The organism is Streptomyces endophytica (assembly GCF_026153355.1).
Classification (GTDB): domain Bacteria; phylum Actinomycetota; class Actinomycetes; order Streptomycetales; family Streptomycetaceae; genus Streptomyces; species Streptomyces endophytica.
The window spans coordinates 5,528,427-5,553,680 of sequence record NZ_CP110636.1 but is presented as its reverse complement, the minus strand read 5'-3'; the positions used below and the strand labels follow the sequence as shown (position 1 = coordinate 5,553,680).

The window sequence follows — 25,254 nt, the reverse complement described above, 5'->3', positions numbered from 1 at the left end:
CGCGGAAAGGTCGCGGCGCCTTCTTCGTGCGTTGGATTGTCAGTGGTGTGCGCTTCACTGGTTCTCGTCGGTCCGGTGGGTGGCGTGAGGCGGATCACCGTGCGGTGCTGCGTATACCTCGCGACGTGCGGAATAGTCCGCCGAGCGGAAACGTTCGTCATGCACGTATCAAGGGCGCCCGCCGTGTCGGCGCCCTGCCCCGTTCTTGAAGACTCCTCATGACTTCTGACGACAGTCCTTCCGCCGCCTGGAGGCCGCACGCATGACGCAGACGACGACGGATCAGCTCCCCGGAAGGGGTTCGGGTGCCGCGGGTTCGGGTGCCGTGGGCGCCACCAAGACCCCCGCGGCGTCCGGACCGGCCGCGGGCGGAGAGCGCAGAGCCGGCGGTGCCGTCGTCCCGGTCCTCGCCTTCGCCGGCATCGTCGTCGCGGTGATGCAGACGCTGCTCGTACCGGTCATCAAGGACCTGCCGGTGCTCCTCGACACCGCGCCGAGCAACGCCACCTGGGTCATGACGGCCACCCTCCTCGCCGGTGCCGTCGCGACCCCCATCATGGGGCGGCTCGGTGACCTCTACGGCAAGCGGCGGATGCTGCTGACCAGCCTCGCGGTCATGGTCGTCGGCTCGGTGGTCTGCGGGCTCACCAGCGACCTGCTCACGATGATCGTCGGCCGGGTGCTGCAGGGCTTCGCGATGGGCGCGATACCCCTCGGCATCGGCATCATGCGCGACGCGCTGCCGCGCGAGCGGCTCGGCTCGGCCATGGGGCTGATGAGCTCGTCGATCGGCGTGGGCGGCGGACTCGCGCTGCCCGCGGCCGCCCTCGTCGCCCAACACGCCGACTGGCACAGCCTGTTCTTCGGCGCCGCCGGACTCGGCGTGCTCTCCATCCTGCTCACCCTGCTCCTGGTGCCCGAGACGCCGGTCCGCGCCCGGGGCCGCTTCGACGTGGCGGGCGCCGTCGGGCTGTCCGCGGGGCTGGTGGCGCTGCTGCTGCCGATCACCAAGGGCAGTGACTGGGGCTGGAGTTCACCCACCACCCTCGGGCTGTTCGGGATCGCGGTGCTGGTCCTGGTGCTGTGGGGCGTGATGGAACTGCGCATCGCCGACCCGCTGGTGGACCTGCGCACCACCGCCCGCCGCGAGGTGCTGCTGACCAACCTCGCCTCGATCACGGTCGGGGTGGCCTTCTACGCGATCTCGCTGGTGCTGCCGCAGCTGCTGCAGCTGCCCGAGTCGACCGGCTACGGCCTGGGGGAGTCCATGGTGGTGGCCGGCCTGTGCGTGGCGCCGCTGGGGCTGACCATGATGCTGGTCGCGCCGGTCTACGCGCGGATCGCGGCCCGGCGCGGCCCGAAGGCGACACTGCTGCTGGGCATGCTGGTCATCGCCGTCGGATACGGCGCGGGCATCGGTCTGATGAACGCCGCCTGGCAGACCGTCATCATCGCCGTGGTCGTCGGCGCCGGCATCGGACTGGCGTACTCCTCGCTGCCCGCGCTGATCATCGGCGCCGTCGACGCCTCCGAGACCGGCGCGGCCAACGGCCTGAACACCCTGATGCGTTCGATCGGTACCTCGGTCTCCAGCGCGGTGATCGGCATGGTGCTGGCCCACATGTCCCAGCGGATGGGCCCGGCCACGGTCCCCACGATGGCCGGCTTCCGGGTCTCCTTCCTGATCGCCACGGCCGCGGTCGTCCTCGGCGTGGCGCTGGCCTCCTTCCTGCCGTCACAGCGCAAGCCGCCCCGGCCGACCCTGGTCGCCCAGAGCACCGACGATGCCGACCACGGGGCTGGTCAGGGCACGGACGACGAGAACAACGACGACAACGACAACAACGACGAGAACAACGACGACAACGACAACGACAACAACGACCGTGGGATCGCCCAGGCCTCCGATGCCGCCCCCGTCCGTGGGGCCGGTCGGGGCGGCGACGAGGGCGGGGCCGCGAGCGAGCCGCGGCCCGGATTCCGGGGCCGTGTCCTCGGGGCCCACGGCGGGCCGGTCCCCGGGGCGAGCGTCACGCTGATCGACCACCAGGGGCGGCAGGCCGGCCTCACCACCGCCGCGGCCGACGGGCGGTACGCGCTCGCCGCCCCGGCGGCCGGTACGTACGTCCTGACCGCCGCCGCGCCCGGACACGCCCCGTACGCCGCCTCCGCGACCTGCCGCGGCGCGGGCGCGACCGCCGAGACGGATCTGGTCCTCACCGCGGTTGGCCGGCTCCACGGCACGCTGTGCGGCGGCCCCGAGGGCGCCCCGCTCGCCGGCGGCGGCATCATCGTCACCGACGCGACGGGTGAGGTGGTGGCCCGTACGGCCTCCGGGGCCGAGGGGCGGTGGGAGGTAGCCGAACTCCCGCCCGGCAGCTACACCCTGGTCCTCAGCGCCCCCGGCCACCAGCCGCAGGCCCGTGCCGTGGACGTGTCCGGTGACGCCGGCCAGGAGCGCCAGGACGTCCGGCTGCGGCCGGCCGCCACCGTCCGCGGCACGGTGCGCGGGCCGGGCGGTCGCCCGCTGGCCGACGCCGCGGTGACCCTCCTCGCGGACGGCACGGTCACCGGGCACACCGTCACGGGACCGGACGGCGCGTTCGCCTTCTCCGGTCTGAGCGGCAGCCGGTACACCCTCACCGCGGCCGGCTACCCGCCGCATGCCACCCCGATATCCCTCACCGGCGGCGCCGAGGAGACCCTCGACCTGACCCTCAGCCAGCAGTCAGCGGCCGACCCCCAGCAGTCAGCGGCCGACCCCCAGCCGTCCACCAGCGACCCCCAGCCGTCCGCCAGCGATCCCCAGCTCTCCCTCACAGACAGCTGAGCGAGGGGCGCGTACGTCCGGCCCGTACGCGCACCCTCCTTCACCGCCCCGCCAACTGCCCCAGCGTCTCGTCGAATTCCTCCCGCAGGATCCGGCTCGCCGTCGCGCCGTCGCCGTCCGCGACCGCGTCGACCAGCGCCGCGTGCCGGGCGTCGCCGGGCTGCGGGTCCCGGCCGCGCAGGTCCAGCAGCTCGACGAGGTCGATCAGGCCCTGGCGCAGGGCGGGCACGAACTCCGTGAAGAGGTCGGTCAGTACGGGGTTGTGGGCGGCCGCGACGACGGCCGCGTGCAGGGCGATGTCCGCATCCACGAACGCCGCGGTGCCGGATCCGGCGGCGGTACGACGCCCCTCCAGGGCGGTGCTCAGGGCGGCGACGTCCTCGTCGGTGCGCCGGACGGCGGCCAGTTGGGCGGCCTGGACCTCCACCATGGCGCGCACCTCGTAGACGTCACCGACCGCGGCGCGGCGCAGCCGGGTGGGCCAGTCCTCGGTGGGCTCGGTCGCGATCACGAACACCCCGGCGCCCTGGCGCGGCTGGACCAGCCCCGCACCGGCCAGCGCCCGTAGGGCCTCGCGCACCGTCGAGCGGCCGACACCGAGGGTCTTGGCCAGGGTGGTCTCACCGGGAAGCCGGGTGCCCACCGGCCAGTCGCCCCCGGTGATCTGGTCCCGCAGCCGCTGGGCGGCCTGTTCGACCAGGGGGCTGGGGCGGAGCGCTTCGAGCGGCATGCCGTGGTACCTCGCACCTTCCGAACAACTCAGGTTGTCTGAGGAGTTGATGTGTGGTTACTGTACCCGGCATGACGCTGCGTGGTCTCCTTCTCGGCCGCCGCGGCGGGGCCTGACGCGACCGGCACCCCGCCGCGGGGTTCGGTGCTGCCGGTCTCCCTCCGGCTCCTGTTGAAGGAACGCGATGTCCCACGAGATCTCCCACGAGATGTCCGGCCCAGGCCATGGCACCAGCAACTCCCGTACCAGCAACTCCCGTACCGGCAGCACCGATACCGGCTCCTCCGTCGCCCTCGCCCCCGCTCCCGCCCTCCGTACGCCGACCGGGCCGGTGCCCGCCGACGCGCCGGCATGGAACCCGCAGCGCCACAGCGCGATGCCCTCGCACCGCTACCTGCCCGCGCACCAACGCGTCGAGGTACCGGTCACCACCCGCGCCTGGCCCGCCGCCCGGATCGAGCGGGCCCCGCTGTGGGTGCCGGTCGATCTGCGCGACGGCAACCAGGCGCTCGCCGAACCGATGGACATTCCGCGCAAGCGCCGGATGTTCGATCTGCTCGTCTCCATGGGCTTCAAGGAGATCGAGGTCGCCTACCCCTCCGCCAGCCGCACCGACTTCGACTTCGTCCGCCATCTGGCTGAGAGCGGCGCGGTGCCGGACGACGTCACCGTGGTGGTCTTCACCCCGGCCCGGCGCGAGCTGATCGAGCGGACCTTCGCCGCCGTCGACGGACTGCCGCGCACCGTCGTGCACCTCTACACGGCCACCGCGCCCACCTGGCGCGAGGTGGTCCTCGGCCGCAGCCGGGCCGAGGTGCGCGACCTGGTGCGGGACGCGGCCACCCACATGGCGCGGCTGGCCGCGGCCCGCCCGCGGGCCGACATCCGCTTCCAGTTCTCGCCCGAGGTCTTCAACCTCACCGAGCCCGATCTCGTCCTGGAGATCTGCAACGGTCTGACCGAGCTGTGGGACGCCTCCCCGGAGCGCCCGGTGACCCACAACCTCCCGGCCACGGTGGAGGTCGCCACGCCCAATGTGTACGCGGATCAGATCGAGTACCTGCACCGCCATCTGGAGCGCCGGGACGCGGTCGTGCTCTCCGTACACCCGCACAACGACCGCGGCACCGGCGTGGCGTGCGCGGAACTCGCGGTCCTGGCCGGGGCGCAGCGCGTGGAGGGGTGCCTGTTCGGGAACGGCGAGCGGACCGGGAACGTCGACCTGGTCACCCTGGCGCTCAATCTGCACACCCAGGGCGTCGACCCGATGATCGACTTCTCGGACCTCGCGACCGTGCGCCGCACCGTCGAGGACTGCATCCGGCTGCCCGTCCACCCGCGGCACCCCTACGCCGGCACCCTGGTGCACACCGCGTTCTCCGGCACCCACCAGGACGCCATCAGCAAGGGCCTGGCCCACCACGCCCGGCGCGCGGCCGAATTGGGCGTTCCGGAGTCCGAAGCGCCGTGGACGGTGCCGTACCTGCCGGTCGACCCCGCGGACCTCGGGTGCAGCTACGAGGCGGTCATCCGGGTCAACAGCCAGTCGGGCAAAGGGGGGATCGCGCATCTGCTGCGGCTGCACCACGGGCTGGACCTGCCGCAGGGGCTGCGCCCGGACTTCTCCCGCGTCGTCCAGCGGGCGACCGACGACAGCGGGCAGGAGGCGACCCCCAAGGAGCTGTGGGAGCTGTTCCGCGGTACGTACCTCGCCCCGGGGGAGGAGGGTCCGCTGACCCTGGACTCCTGGACCGCGACCGAGCCCGCGCCCGGTGAGCACCGGATCCGCTGCACGCTGGGCCACGCCGGGCGTCGCGCGGACGCCGCGCAGGCCGAGGGCACCGGCAACGGTCCGCTCGCCGCGTTCACCGCGGCGCTGGCCGCCGCCGGCCACCCCGCCGAGATCCTCGACTACGCCGAGCACGCCCTCACCTCCGGGCCGGACAGCGCCGCCGTCGCCTACGTCCGGTGCCGCATCGGCGGCGTGACGTACTGGGGCGCGGGTCAGGACACCTCCGTCCTGACCGCCTCCCTGCGGGCCGTGCTCGCGGCCGTCAACCGGGCGGCGCGGGACCGCGGGACCGGAAGCGGCGACTAGCGGGGCCGTGGGCGGCGGACGCCGGCCCGCGTCCGCCGTCCACGCGGTTGCACTTTCCGCGCCAACGCTTGCACTTTCCGCCGGCACGCCTTGTCTCCCCGTACCGGGTGCTCAACGATGTGGCCGCCCGCGCGCCCGCTGCGCGGGCCGGCCCACGGAAGGGGAGAGACGTTGCCGGGACACCTGCGGCTCAGACACCCGCTGCCACTACCTCAACTCAGCGCGGACGTACGGAAGAAGGCGTCCCTGGCCGCCCTGATCCTGCTCGCGGCGCTGGCCGGACCGCCCGCCGCCCAGGCCGCACCGGGGCCCGACGCCGGCTCGCGCCCCGCCCGCCACCAGGCCGGCACCACCCACTACGTCGATTGCGCCGGCGGCTCCGACGGCGCGGCCGGCACCGCACCCACGACCGCCTGGCGCACCCTCGGCCGGGCGAGCGCGGCCGCCTACCACCCGGGGGACCGGATCCTCTTCCGGCGCGGCACCACCTGCACCGGCACCTTCGCGCCCACCGACTCGGGCGCGGCCGGCGCCCCGCTCGCCGCGGGCGCGTACGGCAGCGGCGCCGCCCCGCGGATCGCGGGCGCCGGCGCACGGGCCGCGATCCTGCTGGACAACGTCGAGTACTGGGAACTGCGCGACCTGGACGTGACCAACACCGGCCCGGCCACCACCACGGACCGGCGCGCCGGGGTGCTGGTCCGGCTGCACGACTTCGGCACCGGGCACCACTACCTCGTCGACCGGGTGTCCGTACACGACGTGAACGGGGCGGACTTCAAGGACCCCGACCCCTCGGGCGGCATCCTCTTCGCCGTCCAGGGCGCGGCGCGGCCCACCCGTTTCGACGACGTGGTGGTGCGGCACTCCCGCGTGGTGCACACCGACCGGACCGGCATCGGGACCTCGTCGACCTGGGGCCGCCGTCCCGAACACCCCGACGGCCCCGGCAGCACGTTCGCGCCGGTCACCGGGCTGTTCGTGCACCACAACACCGTGCGCGACGTCGGCGGCGACGGGATCGTGGTGCAGACCGCGGTCGGCGCGCGGGTCGAGCACAACCTCGTCGACGGCTTCAACATGCGCTCGGCGGGCTACAACGCGGGGATCTGGGCCTGGAACGCCGATGCCGTGCGGTACCAGTTCAACGAGGTCACCGGCGGTCACGGCACCCGCGACTCGATGGCGTACGACATCGACGGCGGCAACAACGGCAACGTCTACCAGTACAACTACAGCCACGACAACGACGGCGGTTTCCTGCTGATCTGCAACGGCGCGGGGATGACCTCCGACCGCAACACCGTCCGGTACAACGTCAGCGTCAACGACCGCAACACCAGCGCACCCTACGGCGTCATTTCGGTCGTCTGCGGACCCGCCACCCGCACCCTGGTGCACAACAACACCATCAGCACCACCGTCCCGGGCACGGCCATGGTCAGCAGCAACGGCCCCGGCGGGGTCACCTTCCGTGACAACCTCTTCGCCGGGCGGCGGCCGGCTCCCCGATCAGCGACGGGCACAACACCTACGACCACAACCTGTACGCCCGGATCTCCGGCATCCCCGCGGGCGACACCGGTGCGGTCCGCGGCGATCCGCGGTTCGTGTCCCCGACCGATACCCGGCTGCGGGCCGGCTCCCCGGCGCTGGGGGCGGGGGTAACGGTGCCGAACGGGGGTAACCGGGATTTCTACGGCAACCCGGTCGCCGATCCGCCGAACATCGGGGCCGACCAGGGCCCCGCGAAGTAGGCCGAACCCGGTGGTGCCGCGTCCGCAACTCGGGGATTTTCTGCGAGCCTGAGCGGCACCCCGGAATTCCGGCTGGTCAAAGACGTGCCGGCGGTATCGGCGCGCCGCCGGGCCAGGCTCGTTAGTGGTGTGTTAGTGCCTCGTTAGCGGACCGGCAGCGCCCGGGGCCACGCTGGAAGAACAACGGACGGACCGTACGCAACCAAACGACGAGCTCGCACCTACCAGGCGAGGGGGAGACACTCATGTCGCTCACCACCAAGACACTCGGCCGTGGCCGCCGTGTCGCCGCCGGATCGCTGATCGCCGTCGCGGCGCTCACGCTCACCGCCTGCCAGGACGGGACCGGCGCCGCCTCCCGCCCCTCGTCGGCCGCCGCACCCGCCACCTCGCAGGAGACCGGCAGCGGTGCCAAGCCCTCCGGCAGCGCCCAGCAGTCGGCCGGTGGCGAGCGGCCCTCGGCGAACGCGGCGTCCACCGGCAGCAAGGCGAAGGGCAACGTGCCGGGCACCACGGAGTCGCGCGCCTCGGCCATGACGGCGTCGGACCGCTGCACCGCCGCCAACATGTCGCTGCGGCTGGGCGCCTCCGACATCGGCGCGGGCAACATCCACTACCCCCTGGTCTTCACGAACAAGGGCAAGAAGGCCTGCACGCTGCGCGGCTTCCCCGGGGTCTCGCTGATCCAGCGGGACGGCTCGCCGGTCGGCAAGCCCGCCACCCGCGAGGGCGGCCCGGGCGGCGTGGTCCGTCTCCAGCCGGGGCAGAGCGCGCACGCCGTGCTGCACACCGTCAACGAGGGTGTGTCGGACACCCCGTGCTGGAGCCGTTCGCAGATCGTCTTCGTCTATCCGCCCGGGTCCAAGGAGTCGATGACCACCGGTAGCCGCGGGCTGCGGGTGTGCGGCGGCCGGTTCGACGTGACCGCGGTGGAGGCCGGTTCGCTGGGCTGACGGCCGGTACGGCTTCCGAGGGCGCCCGGTACTCCGGGCGCCCTCGCGGCTTTTCCGGTGCCGTCACCGCAATGGCCCCGGACAACCGGCCGCGCGCCGAGCAGGGTGTTACCAAGGTGAACGGAAGTCCTGTACGGGGCTTTCGTGCAGATTCACCGAGGAGACCCCATGTCCGCAGCATCGAGCGTGGCCCCCCAGTCCGCCGCGGAGGGAAAGCCGTCCGCCGAGGACCAGCCGCCGATCCACATCCTCTGGATCAACGCCGGCCTGAGTTGCGACGGTGACTCGGTGTCACTGACGAACGCGACCCAGCCGAGCATCGAGGAGATCGCGCTCAGCGTGCTGCCCGGCCTGCCCAAGGTGGCCGTCCACTGGCCGCTGATCGACTTCGAATCCGGGCCGGTCGGCGGCGCGGACACCTTCATCGAGTGGTTCTTCAAGGGCGAGCGCGGCGAGATCGACCCGTTCGTCCTGGTCATCGAGGGATCCATCCCCAACGAGGCCATCAAGCCGGAGGGCTACTGGTGCGGCTTCGGCGACGACCCGGAGACCGGCCAGCCGATCACCACCAGTGAGTGGATCGACCGGCTCGCCCCCAAGGCCCTCGCCGTCGTCGCGATCGGCACCTGCGCCACGTACGGCGGGATCCACGCGATGTCCGGCAACCCGACCGGTGCCATGGGCGTGCCCGACTACCTGGGCTGGGACTGGAAGTCCCAGGCCGGCATCCCGATCGTCTGCGTGCCCGGCTGCCCGATCCAGCCGGACAACTTCGCCGAGACCCTGGTCTACCTGCTCTACCAGGCGGTCGGCGCGGCCCCGATGATCCCGCTCGACGACCAGCTGCGCCCCACCTGGCTCTTCGGCGCCACCGTCCACGAGGGCTGCGACCGCGCCGGCTACTACGAGCAGGGCCAGTTCGCCACCGCCTACGACTCGCCGAAGTGCCTGGTGAAGATCGGCTGCTGGGGTCCCGTGGTCAAATGCAACGTGCCCAAGCGGGGCTGGATGGACGGCATCGGCGGCTGCCCCAACGTCGGCGGCATCTGCATCGCCTGCACCATGCCCGGCTTCCCCGACAAGTTCATGCCGTTCATGGACGAGCCGCCCGGCAGCAAGCTCTCCAGCACCGCCAGCGCCGCGTACGGCGGTGTCGTCCGCAAACTGCGTGACATCACGGCCAAGACCGTCGACCAGGAACCCAAGTGGCGGCACCGCGGCGACCAACTCACCACCGGATTCCGCAGGCCGTGGTGACCGTGCGGGGCGCGCGGCCGAACCGGCCCCGCGCCCCGTACGGCACCCCCGCCACCCCGTCCGACCCCACCTCCCGCCTACAGAAGGGCAACGGCACACACGATGGCACCGACGACTAAGGCGGCCGGTGACGGCAGCGGTCTGACGGAGATGTCCTGGGACCCGATCACCCGGATCGTGGGCAGCCTGGGCATCCACACCAAGATCGACTTCAAGCAGAAGCGGGTCGCGGAGTGCTACAGCACCTCGTCGGTCTTCCGCGGCTACAGCGTCTTCATGCGCGGCAAGGACCCGCGCGACGCCCACTTCATCACCAGCCGGATCTGCGGCATCTGCGGTGACAACCACGCCACCTGCTCGGTCTACACCCAGAACATGGCGTACGGCGTCAAGCCGCCGAACCTGGGGGAGTGGATCATCAACCTCGGCGAGTCCGCGGAGTTCATGTTCGACCACAACATCTTCCAGGAGAACCTGGTCGGGGTGGACTACTGCGAGAAGATGGTCCGCGAGACCAACCCGGGCGTCTGGGAACTCGCCCAGCGCACCGAGGCCCCGCACGCCGGCGACCACGGCTACCGCACCATCGCCGACATCATGAGCTCCCTCAACCCCATCGAGGGCGAGTTCTACCGCGAGGCGCTCCAGGTCAGCCGCTACACCCGGGAGATGTTCTGCCTCATGGAGGGCCGCCATGTGCACCCCTCCACCCTCTACCCGGGCGGCGTCGGCACCATCGCCAGCGTCCAGCTCTTCACCGACTACCTCAGCCGGCTGATGCGCTACGTCGAGTTCATGAAGCGCGTCGTCCCGCTCCACGACGACCTCTTCGACTTCTTCTACGAGGCCCTGCCCGGATACGAGGAGGTCGGCCGGCGGCGCGTCCTGCTCGGCTGCTGGGCGCGTTCAACGACCCCGAGCACTGCGACTTCACCTACCGCAACATGACGGACTGGGGCCGGAAGATGTTCGTCACCCCCGGCGTCATCGTCGACGGCAAGCTCGTCACCAACGACCTCACCGAGATCAACCTCGGCATCCGCATCCTGCTGGGCAGCTCCTACTACCAGGATTGGGAAGGCCAGGAGAAGTTCGTCACCCACGACCCGCTGGGCAACCCGATCGACGCCCGCCACCCGTGGAACCAGCACACCATCCCCGCCCCGCAGAAGCGCGACTTCGCCGACAAGTACAGCTGGGTGATGTCCCCGCGCTGGTTCGACGGCAAGGAGCACCTCGCGCTGGACACCGGCGGCGGGCCGATCGCCGGCTGTGGTCCACCGCGCTCTCCGGACTCGTCGACACCCCCTACGTCAAGGCCACCGGCCACAGCGTCGTCATCGACCTGCCGCGCAGCCTCACCCGCCCCGAGGCCCGCTTCGAGTGGCGGATCCCCAAGTGGAGCAACGCGCTGGAACGCAACCGCGCCCGCACCTACTTCCAGGCGTACACCGCCGCCATGGCGCTGCACTTCGCCGAGCAGGCCCTGGAGGAGGTCCGCGCCGGACGCACCCGGACCTGGGAGAAGTTCGAGGTCCCCGACGAGTCCATCGGCGTCGGCTTCACCGAGGCGGTCCGCGGCGTCCTCTCGCACCACATGGTCATCCGGGACGGCAAGATCGCCAACTACCACCCGTACCCGCCGACACCGTGGAACGCCAGCACCCGCGACACCTACGGAACCCCCGGCCCCTACGAGGACGCGGTGCAGAACACCCCCATCTTCGAGGAGAACCCCCCGGAGAACTTCAAGGGCATCGACATCATGCGCGCGGTGCGCAGCTTCGACCCCTGTCTGCCCTGCGGCGTCCACATGTACGTCGGCGACGGCCGGACCGTCCGGACCGAGCACGTGCCCACCGGGCTGAGCGGACTGGCCGGATGAGCGCCCCCACCGACCGCCAGGCACCGCACGCCCCCACACCGAGCGCCGAAGAGGCCGGCCGCCGCGTCGAGGAGGTCCTCGACCGGCTCACCAAGAACGGCGACCCCGAGACCGGAGCCGCCGCCGAGGAACTGGTCCGCGTCCTGATGGACTTCTACGGCGCCGGGCTCGCCCGCGTCATGCATCACCTGGAACGCACCCCGGACGGCACCGGCCCGCACCCCGCCCTGCGCGCCGCGCTGCTCGGCGACCCCCTGGTCACCAGCCTGCTCGCGCTGCACGATCTGCACCCCGAGGACACCGAGGCCCGCATCGGGCGGGCCCTGGACAGCGTCCGCGGCCGGCACCCCGCCGAGACCGCCGGCTTCGACCCGGACACCGGCACGCTGCGGCTGCGGGCGGCCGGCTCCGGCGGCTGCGGCTGTTCCGGCGAGGACGGGGCCGGCCGGCAGACCGTGGAAGCAGCGGTCAGCAGCTTCGCGCCCGAGGTCACCACCGTCGAGTGGGCGGAGGAACCGGCCGCGGCCGAGCCGGTCCTGCTGCAGATCTCCCGCCGCCCGTCGGCCCCCGCCACCGCCTCATGACCGGCCCTCAGCCGGTGGCCACGCGCCTGGGACCGCACTCCGCCCACCGGGGCCTGCGCCGCTTCCGCGCGCCGGCCCCGGCCGTCCCCGAACGCTGCGAACTGTGCGGCGTGGTGCTCGCCGACCACAACCACCGCCACCTCGTCGACACCGAACGCCGGGCCCTGGCCTGCGCCTGCACCCCCTGCGCCCTGCTCTTCGATCGGCCCGGCGCCGGGCACGGACGGTTCCGCACCGTCCCCGACCGCTATCTCACCGACCCCGGCCACACCCTCGACGAGGCGGCCTGGGACCTGCTGCGGATCCCGGTCGGCGTCGCCTTCTTCCTCCGCCACACCGGACTGGACCGGCTGGTCGCGCTCTACCCCAGCCCGGCCGGTGCCACCGAGAGCGAACTCGACCCCGACGCCTGGGAAACCGTGCTGGCGGGCAGCCGCCTCGCCCCGCTCCTCCAGCCCGACGTCGAGGCCCTGCTGCTGCGCCGCACCGACGACCGCACCGACTGCTACCTCGTACCGATCGACATCTGCTACGAACTCGTCGGCCGGATGCGGCTGTTGTGGCACGGCTTCGACGGCGGCGCCGAAGCCCGCGCCGCGCTCACCGACTTCTTCACCACGGTCGCCCGCCGGGCCCGCGCGCCGAGGGAGGACGACCGGCCGTGACCGAGCTGTCCTTCGAGTGCACCGGCGTCCGCGCCGACCGCCGCGCCGCCGCCCCCACCCTCCTCTTCCGCCTGCGCCTCACCACCGCCGACCCCGCGGACCGGGTGCACGCCGTCGCGCTGCGCTGCCAGATCCGGATCGAACCGGCCCGCCGCGACTACCGGCCCGACGAGGCCGAGGCGCTCGCCGACCTCTTCGGCGACCGCTCCCGCTGGAGCAGCACCCTGCACCCCCTCCAGTTCGCCCAGGTCTCCCACGTCGTCCCCGGCTTCACCGGCACCACCGAGATCGAGCTGCCCGTCCCCTGTAGCTACGACCTCGACGTCGCGGCCGGCCGGTACTTCCACGCACTCGCCGACGGAGAGGTCCCGCTGCTGCTGCTGTTCTCCGGCACCGTCTTCGCCGGTGCCGGCGGCTTCCGGGTCCACCCCGTCCCCTGGCACAAGGAAGCGCAGGTGCGGATGCCGGTGACGGTCTGGCAGGAGATGATCGAGACCCACTTCCCGGGCTGCGGCTGGCTGCGGCTGCCCCGCACCACCCTCGACGCGCTGCTCGCCTACCGCTCCCGGCACGCCCTGCCCTCCTGGCAGCAGGCCGTCGAGGCGCTGCTCGCCGCGGCCGGCGACGACCCGCCGCCGCCCCCGCCGTCCGCCCGGCACGCCCGGCCGTTCCCCGGCACCGCCGCCCGCCCGCTCGCCGAGAGGACCGCCCCATGACGACCGGCATCCGGCCCGACGAGACGGTGGACCGCTTCGCCGCCGCCCGCCAGGTGGCGGACGCCGTGCTGTTCGAGGGCTATGTGCTCTACCCGTACCGCGCCTCCGCCGCCAAGAACCGGCTGCGCTGGCAGTTCGGCGTCCTCGTCCCGCCCGGCTGGACCGCCGCCGGCGCCGAGCACTCCCACCAGCGCACCGAATGCCTGATGGAACCGAAGTCCGGCGCCCGGCTCTCGGCCGAACTGCGGTTCCTGCACGCCCAGCGCCGGACCGTCCAACGCCGGTGCGCGGACGGGGAGTTCGAGACCGTCGACGAGCTGGAACTGCCCGACCGGGTGCTGGTCCCCTGGGACGAGGCCACCGAGGAACGCCTCACCCTCGACGCCGCCGTCACCGAACTGACCGGCGCCGGCCACACCCTGCCGTTCACCCGGCCGGCGAGCGAGGAGACCGAACCGGTGCACGACGCCGACGGGCGCCTCATCGGCCGGCTGGTGCGCCGCCGCGCCCGGATCGACGGGCGGATCCGGCTGACCGCGAGCCCGCTCGACGGGCCGTACGCCGCACTGCGGCTGACCGCGACCGTCGAGAACACCGGTGACTGGTCCCCGAACGGCACCGCGGACCGCACCGAAGCCCTGCCGCACGCGCTGATCGGCGCCCACCTCTTCCTCGGCCTGAGCGCCGGCCGCTTCCTGTCCCTGACCGACCCGCCCGAATGGGCCCGGACCGCCGTCGCGTCCTGCCATAACGAGCACACCTGGCCGGTGCTGGCCGGCGAACCGGGCCGCGCCGACGTGGTCCTGTCCTCGCCGATCATCCTGGAGGACCACCCGGCCATCGCCCCCGAGAGCCCCGGCGCGCTCTACGACGCCCTGGAGATCGACGAGATCCTCGCCCTGCGCACCGCGGCCCTCACCGACCAGGAGAAGCGCGAGGCCCGCGGCACCGACCCGCGCGCCGCCGACGTCATCGCACTCGCCGACACCATGCCCCCCGAGGTCCTGGACCGCCTGCACGGGGCGGTACGCGCACTGCGCGAGGTCACCGGCCCCGGCCCCGAGGCCCCCGGCGACCAGGCCCCCGACGTGCCCGGCACCCGCCCCGACACCCCCTGGTGGGACCCCGGCGGCGACCGCGACGTCGATCCCGCCACCGACCGGATCACCGTCGACGGACGGCAGGTCGGCGCCGGCAGCCGGGTGCTGCTGAAGCCCGGCCGGCGCCGCACCGACGCCCAGGACCTCTTCCTGCACGGCCGCGCCGCCCTCGTCGAGGCCGTGCTGCACGACGTGGACGGCGGGGTGCACCTCGCGGTGACCCTGGAGGACGACCCGGGCGCCGACATCCGGCGCGAACAAGGCCGCTTCCTGTACTTCCAGCCCGACGAACTCGCTCCCCTGGAGGACACGTGAGCGCCCCCGCCCCCGGCGCGGTCCGGCCGCCCGCCAAGACGCTGATCGCCGGCGTCGGCAACATCTTCCTCGGCGACGACGGCTTCGGCGTCGAGGCCGTCCGCCGGCTCGGCGAACACCCTCTCCCGGACGACGTCGAGATCGTCGACACCGGCGTACGGGGCGTCCACCTCGCCTACCAGATGCTGGACGGCTACGACACCGTGCTGCTCGTCGACGCCGCCGCCCGCGGCGCCGAACCCGGCACCGTCCACCTCCTCGACGCCACCGAACCGGCCACCCCGCGCCCGCGGGCCGCCGCCCTCGACGCCCACCACATGACCCCCGACGCGGTGCTCGCCCTGCTCGACACGCTCAGCGCCGGCACCGACGGCCGCCCGCCCCGGCGCGTCCTCGTCGTCGGCTGCGAACCCGCCGACACCGCCGAAGGCATCGGCCTGAGCGACCCGGTCGAGGCCGCGGTCGACGAGGCCGTGGGACTCATCCTGCGGCTGGTCGGGGCGGACGCGAACGCAACTGCGGACGTCGCAGACGCAGACGCGGACGCGGACACAGACACGGACACAGACACAGACACAGACACAGACACAGACACAGACACGGACACCACCGAAAGGAGCACCACCCCATGCTGAAGCTGGTCCTCGGCACGGCGGCCGCCGCCGTGCTCGCCCTCCTCCTGAAGACCAACCTGCCGGACATCAAGCGCTATCTGCGCATCCGCGCCATGTGACCGCGGCGGCGCTGCACCGAACGAAGGACGCCGCGGCGCCACCCCGGCGAGGCACCCCGGCCCGCCCGTGCCCGCGCCGTCTAATGAACCAGGGCCCGGGCGGGTCCCGCGGATCCGCGGACCGGCCCGGCGGCACCCGGAAGTCCCGCACCAGAGAGGGACCGATGCACGAGATGTCCATCGCGCTCGCGGTCGTCGACCAGGTCGACGGCGCGGCCCGGCCCGCCGGGGCCACCGCGGTGCGCAGCGTCCGCCTCCAGGTCGGCGAACTGGCCGGAGTGGTCCCCGACGCACTGACCTTCTCCTTCCAGCTCGCCTGCGCGGGCACGGTGCTGGAGGGCGCGGAACTCGACATCGAACCGGTGCCGGCCCGCGCCCGCTGCGGTGCCTGCGCCCGGACCTGGCCGCCCGGTATGCCCCCGCGGCTCACCTGCCCGGGCTGCGGCGGGACGGACACCGGGCTGCTGTCCGGCCGTGAACTGCAGATCGTCCGTGTGTGCTGGCACGACACCGCGCCGCACCCACCGATTTCCCAGGAGCGCTGAACCATGTGCCGTGTCGTCGACCTGCAACAGGCGGTTCTCGCCAAGAACGACGCCTGCGCCCACACCCTGCGCGAGGACCTCGCGGCCCGCGGCACCGCGCTGGTCAACCTGCTCTCCAGCCCCGGCAGCGGCAAGACCGCCCTCCTGGAGCGCGAACTCACCCTCGCCCGCGACCGCGGCATCCCGGTCGCCGCGCTCACCGCCGACCTGGCCACCGAGAACGACGCGGTCCGGCTGGCCCGTTCCGGAGTACCCGTCAAACAGATCCTCACCGACGGGCTGTGCCACCTGGAGGCCGAGATGCTCGGCGGGCACCTGCACGACTGGCTCCCCGCCGAGACCCGGCTGCTGTTCATCGAGAACGTCGGCAACCTGGTCTGCCCGGCCTCCTACGACCTCGGCGAGACCCTGCGGGTGGTGCTGGCCTCGGTGACCGAGGGCGAGGACAAACCGCTGAAGTACCCCACCGCCTTCGGCCTCGCCCACCTGGTCGTGGTCACCAAGACCGACATCGCCGAGGCGGTCTCCTTCGACGAGGAGGAGTTCCGCGCCAACGTCGAACGGGTCAACCCCGGCGTCGAGGTGCACCTCACCTCGGTGCGGCAGGGCATCGGCGAGGGGGTGCTGCTGGACCGGGCGCTGGCGGCCCGTGACGGCGCGCCGGTGCACATCCCCGTGATGACCCGCACCTCCCACCACGTCCACGACGAGAGCGAACCCCAGCCGCGCGACGAGCACTCCGCCGACCTCGGCACCGTGGCGTCGAGCCGCTCATGACCACCGGGCAGGTCGACCGGGCCCCCGCGGGCGCCCCCGCGCCGGTCACCGCGCGCCGCAGGATCACCGTGCGCGGCGTCGTCCAGGGCGTCGGCTTCCGCCCGTTCGTCCACGGCCTCGCCACCGAACTGGGCCTGGCCGGTCATGTGACCAACACCGGCGAGGGCGTGCTCGCCGAGGTCGAGGGCCCGCCCGCCGCGCTCGCCGTCTTCGGCACCCGGATCGCCGGCGAGGCGCCGCCGCTGGCCGTCGTCGACACCGTGGAGGGCGAGGACCTCGCCGTCACCGGCGACACCGGCTTCCGCATCCTGCCCTCCCGCGGACCGGGCCCCTCCCGCACCCTCGTCGCGCCGGACGCCGCCACGTGCGACGCCTGCCTGGCCGAACTCGCCGACCCGGCCGACCGCCGCCACCGCCACCCCTTCATCACCTGCACGCACTGCGGTCCGCGCTTCACCATCGTCACCGCGCTGCCCTACGACCGGGCCCGGACGACCATGGACCGCTTCCCGATGTGCCCGCGCTGCGCCCGGGAGTACGCCGATCCGGCCGACCGGCGGTTCCACGCCCAGCCGATCGCCTGCCACGACTGCGGCCCCGGCTGCGGCTGCTGCTCGCCGACCCCGCGGACCCCGCCGCAGCGCCGCGGCCAGCACCGGACCCCGACCCGGTCGCCGCCACCCGGCACCTGCTCGCCACCGGCGCGATCGTCGCCGTCAAGGGCCTCGGCGGCTACCACCTGGTCTGCGACGCCACCGACGACACCGCCGTCGCCCTGCTGCGCCGCCGCAAGGCCCGCGGCGACAAGCCCTTCGCCCTGATGGCCCGTCAGGTCGACGACCTCGCCCACCTGGTACGCATCCGGCCCGCGGAACGCGCACTGCTCACCGGGCCCCAGCGCCCGATCGTCCTGCTGCGCCGCCGCCCCCACCCCGCACCCGCCGCGGACGCGCCGGTGCCGTCCCCCGCGGTCGCCCCCGGCAGCCCCGACCTGGGCGTCATGCTGCCGTACACCCCGCTGCACCACCTGCTGCTCGGGCTGCCCGGCGACCCTCCTCCGCTGTCGGCTTCGCCCGGGCCGGGGGACCCCCGAGGCCCCCGGCTGCTCGTGATGACCAGCGGCAACCTCGCCGGCGAGCCGATCGTCACCGACGACGAGGACGCCGTGCGGCGGCTCGCCGGACTGGCCGACGCCTGGCTCACCCACGACCGCCGGATCCGCGTCCCCTGCGACGACTCGGTGGTCCGGGCCACCGACGACGGCGAGCCGCTGTTCGTCCGCCGCTCCCGCGGCTACGCCCCGTTCCCGGTCCCGCTCCCGGTGGCGGTCCGCCCCGCGCTCGCGGCCGGCGGCGACCTGAAGAACGTGCTCTGCCTGGCCGAGGGCCGCCGCGCCTGGCTGTCGGCACACATCGGCGACATGGACGACTTCGCCACCCAACTGGCCTTCGAACAGGCCGAGGCGCACCTGGAGACGGTCACCGGGGTCCGCCCCCAGCTCCTCGCCGCCGACCGGCACCCCGGCTACCGCTCCGGCCAGTGGGCTCAGCGGCACACCGACGGCCGTCCGCTGGTCCGCGTCCAGCACCACCACGCGCACATCGCCGCGGCCATGGCCGAACACGGCCTCGACGGCGGCCGCCCGGTCATCGGCGTCGCCTTCGACGGCACCGGCTACGGCGACGACCAGGCCGTCTGGGGCGGCGAGATCCTGCTCGCCGACTACGACGGCTACCGCCGCTTCGGCCGCCTCGCCTACGTCCCGCTGCCCGGCGGCGACGCCGCCGTACGCCGCCCCTACCGGATGGCCCTGGCCCATCTGCGCGCGGCCGGCATCGACTGGGCCGCGGACCTCCCGCCGGTCGCCGTCTGCCCGCCCGACGAACGGCGGCTGCTCGCCCGGCAGCTCGAACGCGACCTCAACTGCGTGCCCACCTCCAGCATGGGCCGCCTCTTCGACGCGGTCTCCTCCCTGGCCGGCATCTGCCACCACGCCGGATACGAGGCGCAGGCCGCGCTCGCCCTCGAAGCCGCGGCCCTGACCGCCGGCGAGGCCCCCGCGCCCGGCTACGCCTTCGCCCTGCGCACCGGCCCCGACACCCCGGCGGACCGCGCGGCCGCCGACACCGTCGCCGACCCGGCGCCGCTGCTCGCGGCCGTCGTCGCGGACGTCCGGGCCGGCACCGCACCGGCGCTGATCGCCGCCCGCTTCCACACCGCGGTCGCCGGGCTCGTACGGCGCTGCTGCGCGCTGGCCCGGGAGCGCGCGGGCCTGACGACCGTCGTACTGACCGGTGGGGTGTTCGCCAACACGCTGCTCTCCGAGGCCGCCGCCCGGCTGCTCGGCCAGGACGGTTTCACCGTGCTGCGGCACCGCCGGGTCCCGCCCAACGACGGGGGCCTGGCGCTCGGCCAGATCGTCGTGGCGGCGCGCACCGCACCCGTGCACGGCGGGGTGGGCGTGCCCTGAACGGCGCCGCGGCCGCGGCGGACGACGCTTGATGACGAGGAGAGGCCCATGTGCCTGGCGGTACCCGGCAAAGTACTGGACATCGAGGAACGGGACGGCACCCGGATGGCCACCGTCGACTTCGGCGGCGTGGTCAAGGAAGTGTGCCTGGAGTACGTCCCCGACCTCCAGGTCGGCGAGTACGCGATCGTCCACGTCGGCTTCGCGCTGCAGCGCCTGGACGAGGACTCGGCCCGCCAGACCCTGGCCCTCTTCGAGGAACTGGGGCTGCTCCAGGAGGAGTTCGGCGACCCCTGGGAGGCGGCGGCCGCGGAGGCGGGCGCCGCTCCTGCGGCCGTCGGCGGCGACACGGCGCGGGAGGCGCGGAAATGAAGTACATCGACGAATTCCAGGACCCCGAGCTGGCCCGCCGGCTGCTGGACGACATCCGGGCCACGGCGACCCGTCCGTGGGCCCTGATGGAGGTCTGCGGCGGCCAGACGCACACCATCATCCGGCACGGCATCGACCAACTCCTGCCGGAACAGGTCGAGTTGATCCACGGGCCGGGCTGCCCGGTGTGCGTCACCCCGCTGGAGGTGATCGACAAGGCGCTGGAGATCGCCTCCCGCCCGGACGTGATCTTCTGCTCCTTCGGCGACATGCTCCGGGTCCCCGGCAGCGACCGCGATCTGTTCCAGGTGCGCGGCGAGGGCGGCGACGTACGGGTGGTGTACTCCCCGCTCGACGCGCTGAAGACCGCCCAGCAGAACCCGGACCGCGAGGTGGTGTTCTTCGGCATCGGCTTCGAGACGACCGCTCCGCCCAACGCCATGACGGTCCATCAGGCCCACAGGCTCGGCATCCGCAACTTCAGCATGCTGGTCTCGCACGTCCGGGTCCCGCCCGCCATCGAGGCGATCATGACCTCGCCCAGCTGCCGGGTCCAGGCGTTCCTCGCCGCCGGCCATGTGTGCAGCGTGATGGGCATGGCGGAGTACCCCGCACTGGCCGAACGCTTCCGGGTGCCGATCGTGGTCACCGGCTTCGAACCGCTCGACATCCTGGAGGGCATCCGCCGCACCGTCCGCCAACTGGAGCGCGGCGAGCACACCGTGGACAACGCCTACCCGCGCGCCGTCCGCAGCGAGGGCAACCCCGCCGCGCAGGCCATGCTCGCGGACGTCTTCGAGGTCACCGACCGCAGCTGGCGGGGCATCGGCACCATCCCCGCCAGCGGCTGGCGGCTCTCCGAGCGCTACCGCGACTACGACGCCGAACACCGCTTCTCCGTCGAGGGCATCGCCACCCGCGAACCGGCCGCCTGCCGCAGCGGCGAGGTCCTGCAGGGGCTCCTCAAGCCGCACGAGTGCGAGGCGTTCGGTACCACCTGCACCCCGCGCACCCCGCTGGGCGCCACCATGGTCTCCAGCGAGGGCGCGTGCGCCGCCTACTACCTGTACCGCCGACTCGGCACCCCGCCCACCCCGCTGGAGGCGAGCCCCGTTGCCTGACACCCCGCACACCCCGCTGACGGCGTCGAACGCGTCGAACGCCGCCGCCGGCGCCCCCACACCGGCCGACCGCGGACTGCCCACCGTCGACATCTCCGGCTGGACCTGCCCCACCCCGCTGCGCGATCAGCCGCGGGTCGTCATGGGGCACGGCGGGGGCGGCGCGCTCTCCGCCGAACTCGTCCAGCAGATCTTCGTGCCCGCCTTCGGCGGCGAGGTCCTCGCGCAGCTCGGCGACTCCGCGGCGGTCGCGCTGGGCGGTGCCCGGCTCGCCTTCTCCACCGACTCCTTCGTGGTCCGGCCGCTGTTCTTCCCCGGCGGCAGCATCGGCGACCTCGCCGTCAACGGCACCGTCAACGACCTCGCCATGAGCGGTGCCCGGGCCGCCTACCTCTCCTGCGGCTTCATCCTGGAGGAGGGCGTGGAGATGCCGGTGGTCGCCGGGGTCGCCGACGCGATGGGCGCGGCCGCCCGGGTCGCCGGGGTCGAGGTGGCCACCGGGGACACCAAGGTCGTCGAGGCGGGCCACGGCGACGGCGTCTACATCAACACCGCCGGCATCGGGCTGATCCCGGACGGCGTCGACCTCCGCCCGCAGCGCGTCGTCCCCGGCGACGTGGTGATCGTCAGCGGCGACATCGGCGTGCACGGCGTGGCCATCATGAGCGTCCGCGAGGGCCTGGAATTCGGCGTGGAGATCGAGAGCGACTGCGCCGCGCTCGGCGGGCTCGTCGAGACCATGCTCGCGGTCACCCCCGACCTGCACGTCCTGCGCGACCCCACCCGCGGCGGCCTGGCCGCGGCCCTGTGCGAGATCGCCACCGCCTCCTGCACCGGGATCGTCATCCAGGAACGCGCCGTCCCGGTACCGCCCGCGGTCGCCAACGCCTGCGCCATCCTCGGTCTGGACCCGATGTACGTCGCCAACGAGGGCAAGCTCGTGGCGTTCGTCCCGCGCGAGCACGCCGACGCGGTACTGGCCGCGATGCGGAGCCACCCCTTGGGCGCCGGCGCGGCGGTCATCGGCGAGGCCGTGGCCACCCACCCCGGCATGGTGGTGGCCCGCACGCCGCTGGGGGGTACGCGGGTGGTCGATCTGCCGCTCGGGGAGCAATTGCCGCGTATTTGCTGACTTCCCACGTACCCGTCCGCTGCGCTTTGCGGCGCCTCCCACGTACCCGTCTCTCCCGCCGCGGGTGTTGTTCGCCGTTGCGCCTGCGGCGGGCTGGGTTGTGGTGGGTGCGGTGACGGACCTCCGGGGCCGGTCGTGTGGACTGCTGACGCTTTACGTCCACACAACCGGCCCCTCCGGCCCGTCCCCTCCCGTGAGAGGGGAAGAAAACGACGGTGGGGGTGCACGTAATGCCCACGTGCCCGCAGGCAACGGATAGGGCCCGCCCCCAACCAGCTTGAAACTCCCACTCACGGGAAGGGCTGGACCGGAGGACGAAGTCTGGAGGGCCGGCACCGCACCCGACAAACAACGCCCGCCGCCAGGCGCAACGGCGACCAAACCCCGCGGCGGGACGGCCAGGTACGTGCGGGGCGCCGCAAAGCGCAACGGCGAGCGAGCCCCGCGGCGGGAGAGACGGGTACGTGGGGGTTAAGCCTTCTGCAAAAGATGGGACCCGAACCAGTCGTCCTCGTCCCGTACGCCCGGGAGGACGAAGAAGTAGCCGCCGCCGACGGGGGTGATGAAGCGCGACAGCGGCTCGTGTTCCAGGCGGCGCTGTACGGTCGCGAACTGGCGCTCCGGGTCCTGCTGGTAGCCGCAGAAGACCAGGCCGAGGTCCATCCCGCCCTTGTGGTCGAAGCCCTCGTCGTAGTTGTAACTGCGCCGCAGGAAGCGGGAGTCGTCCGTCTTGTGGGTGCGCGGGTTGGCCAGCCGGATGTGGGAGTCGAGCGGGATGATCCGGCCGTGCGGGTCATGCCGGTAGTCCGGCGCGTCCGTCTCGTGCCGGCCGTCCAGCGGCGCACCGCTCGCCTTGTGCCGGCCGAAGATCCTCTCCTGCCGCCGCAGCGGCACCTTGTCCCACTTCTCGACGTGGAAGCGGATCAGCCGCAGCACCTGGTAGCAGCCGCCGAGCGCCCATTCCGGCTCGCCGCAGGGCGGTGTCACCCACATCAGCCGGTCCATCTCCCGGCCCGAGTCGGTGTCCGGGTTGACGATGCCGTCCTTGAAGCCCAGCAGGTTGCGCCGGGCCCCGGACGGCCGGGAGGGGTTGAGGAAGGCGTTCGCCCGCCAGCGCGGCCGGAGCAGGCCGTCCGTTTCCCGTGCGAGGTCGCGCAGGACGTGCACGATGGCGTCCGGGTGCTCGGCGCAGATCTGCAGCGACAGGTCGCCGTGGCAGCGGGACGGTTCCAGCCGGTCGTCGGGGAACGCCGGCATCGCCTTGAGATGGCGGGGCTTGTGCCCGGACAGTCCGTAACGGTCGTCGAACAGCGAGGCGCCCACGCCGAGCGTGATCGTGAGCGAGTCCGGCGTGGGGCGCTCCGAGGACACCCGCTCGTCGCGCGGCTTCACCCCGCCCGTCAGGACCCGGGACCGGTGGGTGAGCTTCTGGAACAGCTCCACCAGACCGTCGCGGTCCTCGGCGAGCACGTCGAAGCCGATGAAACCCGCGCAGAGCTGCTGCGGCGTCACCACGCCGGCCTGGTGGTGGCCGTGGAACGGCACCCGGTCGGGCAGGTCCCGGCGGCCGTCCCGCCCGGCCGCCGGCCGGCCCGCGGCGACCGCCTCGCCGCCGAGGCCCCCGGCGGCCGCCACCCCCGCGACGCCGGCCGCACACCTGAGGAATTCCCGCCGCCCGTCGCCCCGCGCCGCGGCATGCCCGTCTCCGGCCCGATCACATCTCATCGTCCCGCCCATCCTGACTGCGTCATCCGGCACCTGCACATACCTGTGCGTGATGCTCGCCGCCCGGGGCACGCGCGGCGGGACCAACACGGCCTCGGTGCGGGATATCACGCCTGGGACCCCCGCCCGGTCGCCCGAACGGCGCAGCCGGCCGCCGCTGCGCGCGCGGGGGCGCCGGGGCGCTTTTAGCGTCGCCCGTGTGACCTGCCCGAACACGGCGCGGGCCGGGGCCGGCGTGGCACCCGGCACGGCCGCCCCACGCGACGCGCGGGCACCGGCCGCGCCCCGCCCCCGACTCCAGGAACCCCCGCACATGAACGCCTTCACCGACGAGAGCACCCAGAGCGCCGAGAGCCCGCCGGCCGGCGCCCGGACACCCAACGGCCGGCCGCGGCCGGACGACCTCGGCATCCCGATGGACCTGGCCCCGGTGCTCGGTGCGGAGCCGCCCGACGAGCAGGGCCCGCCGGACGAGGCACCGCCCGGTCTCACCTTCCGGATCGAGCGGGGGCACGCCGACCCCGAGGAACTGGCCGCGCTCACCGTCGTGTTGACCGCCCGGCTCGCCGAACTGCGGGCCCTCGCCGACGGTCCGGAGCCCGCGGAGGAGGAACGCCCGGCCGACCGCCGGCACGCGCGGGGGCACCGTCCGGGCCGTTCCGCCTGCTGGTCCGGCTGTTGGACCTGCGCCTGAGCCGTGACCGGGCCGGGGTCAGCCGAAGAAGGCCAGCAGCAGCGCCACCGCCGTGACGACGACGGCGCCGATGACGAAGCCGAGGATCACCTTGCGCTGCCAGGGCGCGACATATCCGCCGCGCAGCGCGCTGCCCATCCGGCCGTACTGGTCGATCCGCCCCATGGGGGTCAGCGGCTCCGTCGGTCCCTGCGGCATCCCCTGCGTCCAGTCGGGGCCCGCCTGCGGATAGCGGCGGCGCCAGCTCTCGTCCTCACGCCATGGCAGTGTCATCGGGCTGCTCCTCGCCTCGTTCGCCGGCCACGGACGATCCCCCCGTGCACCGATCATCTGTTCCCGTCTCAGTTCCTACCCGTTTCCGCCGGATGATGCGCGGAATCCAGCGCGCGGCGTGCGCGACCGCGACGAGGAACCCGCGGCGCCGATGACCACCGAGAGCGCCACGCCGGCCGCCGAGCACACCGGGCGGTCGGCGACGGCACCGCCCCCGGCCAGGTCGGCTACGTCCTCACCGCGCACGGCCGCCGGGAGCTCACCGTCTTCGGCGTCGACACCGACCGGCTGCCGCGCCGCCGCCCTCCCCACCCGGATGTTCGTCCTGGACTGGCTGCGGCGCGGCACGTACCGGCGGGTGGTCCGGCTCACCGACGCCGGTCGGGAGGGCCTGACCACGGCCTTCGGGGTGCCGGCGGACCGGCTCTCCTGACGCGCCGGGTCCCGTACCGCGGACGTGTGATTCCTGTCCGGGGCCGGTCAAGTAGGGTCCGGCGGACCGGGACACCGGCCGGGCCCGGC

The 25,254-nt window shown here is 73.4% G+C and carries 21 protein-coding genes and 2 pseudogenes; 20 read left to right on the top strand and 3 right to left on the bottom strand.

Annotated features, from left to right (window positions below):
* Positions 1–436 precede the first annotated feature (436 nt).
* Entirely contained in the window at positions 437–2,830 is a 2,394-nt protein-coding gene (locus OJ254_RS24755) for an MFS transporter (protein WP_423836037.1), read from the top strand.
* Between the two features lie 40 nt (positions 2,831–2,870).
* Here the strand turns inward: OJ254_RS24755 and OJ254_RS24750 are convergent, their stop codons facing one another.
* Positions 2,871–3,560, bottom strand: a complete 690-nt coding sequence (locus tag OJ254_RS24750; RefSeq protein ID WP_265364129.1) for a FadR/GntR family transcriptional regulator — start codon at positions 3,558–3,560, stop codon at positions 2,871–2,873.
* A 376-nt stretch (positions 3,561–3,936) separates the two neighbouring features.
* On the opposite strand from OJ254_RS24750, the gene leuA reads away from it, so the two are divergent.
* The 17 genes and pseudogenes from leuA to hypE all read left to right on the top strand — a co-directional run bounded on the left by leuA (position 3,937) and on the right by hypE (position 22,040).
* Entirely contained in the window at positions 3,937–5,658 is a 1,722-nt protein-coding gene (gene leuA / locus OJ254_RS24745) for a 2-isopropylmalate synthase (RefSeq protein ID WP_265365291.1), read from the top strand.
* A 171-nt stretch (positions 5,659–5,829) separates the two neighbouring features.
* Positions 5,830–7,326 carry a right-handed parallel beta-helix repeat-containing protein gene (locus OJ254_RS24740; RefSeq protein WP_265364128.1) on the top strand — a complete coding sequence of 499 codons (1,497 nt, stop codon included), beginning with the start codon at positions 5,830–5,832 and terminating at the stop codon, positions 7,324–7,326.
* 334 nt (positions 7,327–7,660) lie between these two features.
* A complete protein-coding gene (locus OJ254_RS24735; RefSeq protein WP_265364127.1) occupies positions 7,661–8,368 on the top strand; it encodes a DUF4232 domain-containing protein in 708 nt (235 codons plus the stop codon).
* A gap of 168 nt (positions 8,369–8,536) precedes the next feature.
* A complete protein-coding gene (locus OJ254_RS24730) occupies positions 8,537–9,625 on the top strand; it encodes an NADH-quinone oxidoreductase subunit B family protein (protein WP_265364126.1) in 1,089 nt (362 codons plus the stop codon).
* 102 nt (positions 9,626–9,727) lie between these two features.
* A pseudogene (locus OJ254_RS24725) lies at positions 9,728–11,510 on the top strand (nickel-dependent hydrogenase large subunit).
* On the top strand, positions 11,507–12,094 hold the full coding sequence (locus tag OJ254_RS24720; RefSeq protein ID WP_265364125.1) for a hypothetical protein: 588 nt from the start codon (positions 11,507–11,509) through the stop codon (positions 12,092–12,094). The pseudogene OJ254_RS24725 and the gene OJ254_RS24720 overlap by 4 nt, the downstream one beginning before the upstream one ends.
* On the top strand, positions 12,091–12,759 hold the full coding sequence (locus tag OJ254_RS24715) for a DUF5947 family protein (protein WP_423835948.1): 669 nt from the start codon (positions 12,091–12,093) through the stop codon (positions 12,757–12,759). The genes OJ254_RS24720 and OJ254_RS24715 overlap by 4 nt, the downstream gene beginning before the upstream one ends.
* The gene (locus OJ254_RS24710; protein ID WP_265364123.1) at positions 12,756–13,475 is read left to right on the top strand and encodes a DUF6084 family protein; all 720 of its coding nucleotides are present in this window, start codon (positions 12,756–12,758) and stop codon (positions 13,473–13,475) included. Before OJ254_RS24715 ends, OJ254_RS24710 begins: the two co-directional genes overlap by 4 nt.
* Positions 13,472–14,890, top strand: a complete 1,419-nt coding sequence (locus OJ254_RS24705) for a hypothetical protein (protein WP_265364122.1) — start codon at positions 13,472–13,474, stop codon at positions 14,888–14,890. Before OJ254_RS24710 ends, OJ254_RS24705 begins: the two co-directional genes overlap by 4 nt.
* Positions 14,887–15,525, top strand: coding sequence for a hydrogenase maturation protease (locus tag OJ254_RS24700; protein ID WP_265364121.1), 639 nt, complete (start codon positions 14,887–14,889; stop codon positions 15,523–15,525). The genes OJ254_RS24705 and OJ254_RS24700 overlap by 4 nt, the downstream gene beginning before the upstream one ends.
* Complete coding sequence (locus OJ254_RS31755) at positions 15,519–15,623, top strand: DUF6893 family small protein (protein WP_423835947.1); 105 nt, start codon at positions 15,519–15,521, stop codon at positions 15,621–15,623. The genes OJ254_RS24700 and OJ254_RS31755 overlap by 7 nt, the downstream gene beginning before the upstream one ends.
* 164 nt (positions 15,624–15,787) lie before the next feature.
* A complete protein-coding gene (locus OJ254_RS24695; RefSeq protein ID WP_265364120.1) occupies positions 15,788–16,168 on the top strand; it encodes a hydrogenase maturation nickel metallochaperone HypA/HybF in 381 nt (126 codons plus the stop codon).
* A gap of 3 nt (positions 16,169–16,171) precedes the next feature.
* Positions 16,172–16,945: a hydrogenase nickel incorporation protein HypB gene (hypB, locus tag OJ254_RS24690; protein WP_265364119.1), complete on the top strand. Its 774-nt coding sequence runs from the start codon at positions 16,172–16,174 to the stop codon at positions 16,943–16,945.
* Positions 16,942–19,415: pseudogene (hypF, locus tag OJ254_RS24685) on the top strand (carbamoyltransferase HypF). Before hypB ends, hypF begins: the two are co-directional and overlap by 4 nt.
* 48 nt (positions 19,416–19,463) lie before the next feature.
* Entirely contained in the window at positions 19,464–19,787 is a 324-nt protein-coding gene (locus tag OJ254_RS24680) for a HypC/HybG/HupF family hydrogenase formation chaperone (RefSeq protein WP_201811825.1), read from the top strand.
* A complete protein-coding gene (gene hypD / locus OJ254_RS24675; protein WP_265364118.1) occupies positions 19,784–20,908 on the top strand; it encodes a hydrogenase formation protein HypD in 1,125 nt (374 codons plus the stop codon). The genes OJ254_RS24680 and hypD overlap by 4 nt, the downstream gene beginning before the upstream one ends.
* Before the next feature lie 76 nt (positions 20,909–20,984).
* The gene (gene hypE, locus OJ254_RS24670; RefSeq protein ID WP_265365290.1) at positions 20,985–22,040 is read left to right on the top strand and encodes a hydrogenase expression/formation protein HypE; all 1,056 of its coding nucleotides are present in this window, start codon (positions 20,985–20,987) and stop codon (positions 22,038–22,040) included.
* A gap of 471 nt (positions 22,041–22,511) precedes the next feature.
* On the opposite strand, the gene efeB is transcribed toward hypE, so the two are convergent.
* Positions 22,512–23,765 carry an iron uptake transporter deferrochelatase/peroxidase subunit gene (gene efeB / locus OJ254_RS24665; protein WP_265364117.1) on the bottom strand — a complete coding sequence of 418 codons (1,254 nt, stop codon included), beginning with the start codon at positions 23,763–23,765 and terminating at the stop codon, positions 22,512–22,514.
* Positions 23,766–24,078: 313 nt separating this feature from the next.
* On the opposite strand from efeB, the gene OJ254_RS24660 reads away from it, so the two are divergent.
* Entirely contained in the window at positions 24,079–24,459 is a 381-nt protein-coding gene (locus tag OJ254_RS24660) for an acyl-CoA carboxylase subunit epsilon (protein WP_265364116.1), read from the top strand.
* 18 nt (positions 24,460–24,477) lie between these two features.
* Here OJ254_RS24660 and OJ254_RS24655 read toward each other — a convergent pair whose 3' ends face one another.
* Positions 24,478–24,732, bottom strand: a complete 255-nt coding sequence (locus OJ254_RS24655; RefSeq protein WP_265364115.1) for a YtxH domain-containing protein — start codon at positions 24,730–24,732, stop codon at positions 24,478–24,480.
* A 151-nt stretch (positions 24,733–24,883) separates the two neighbouring features.
* Here OJ254_RS24655 and OJ254_RS24650 point away from each other — a divergent pair, with 151 nt between their 5' ends.
* Positions 24,884–25,165, top strand: a complete 282-nt coding sequence (locus tag OJ254_RS24650) for a hypothetical protein (RefSeq protein WP_265364114.1) — start codon at positions 24,884–24,886, stop codon at positions 25,163–25,165.
* The last annotated feature ends 89 nt before the right edge of the window (positions 25,166–25,254 follow it).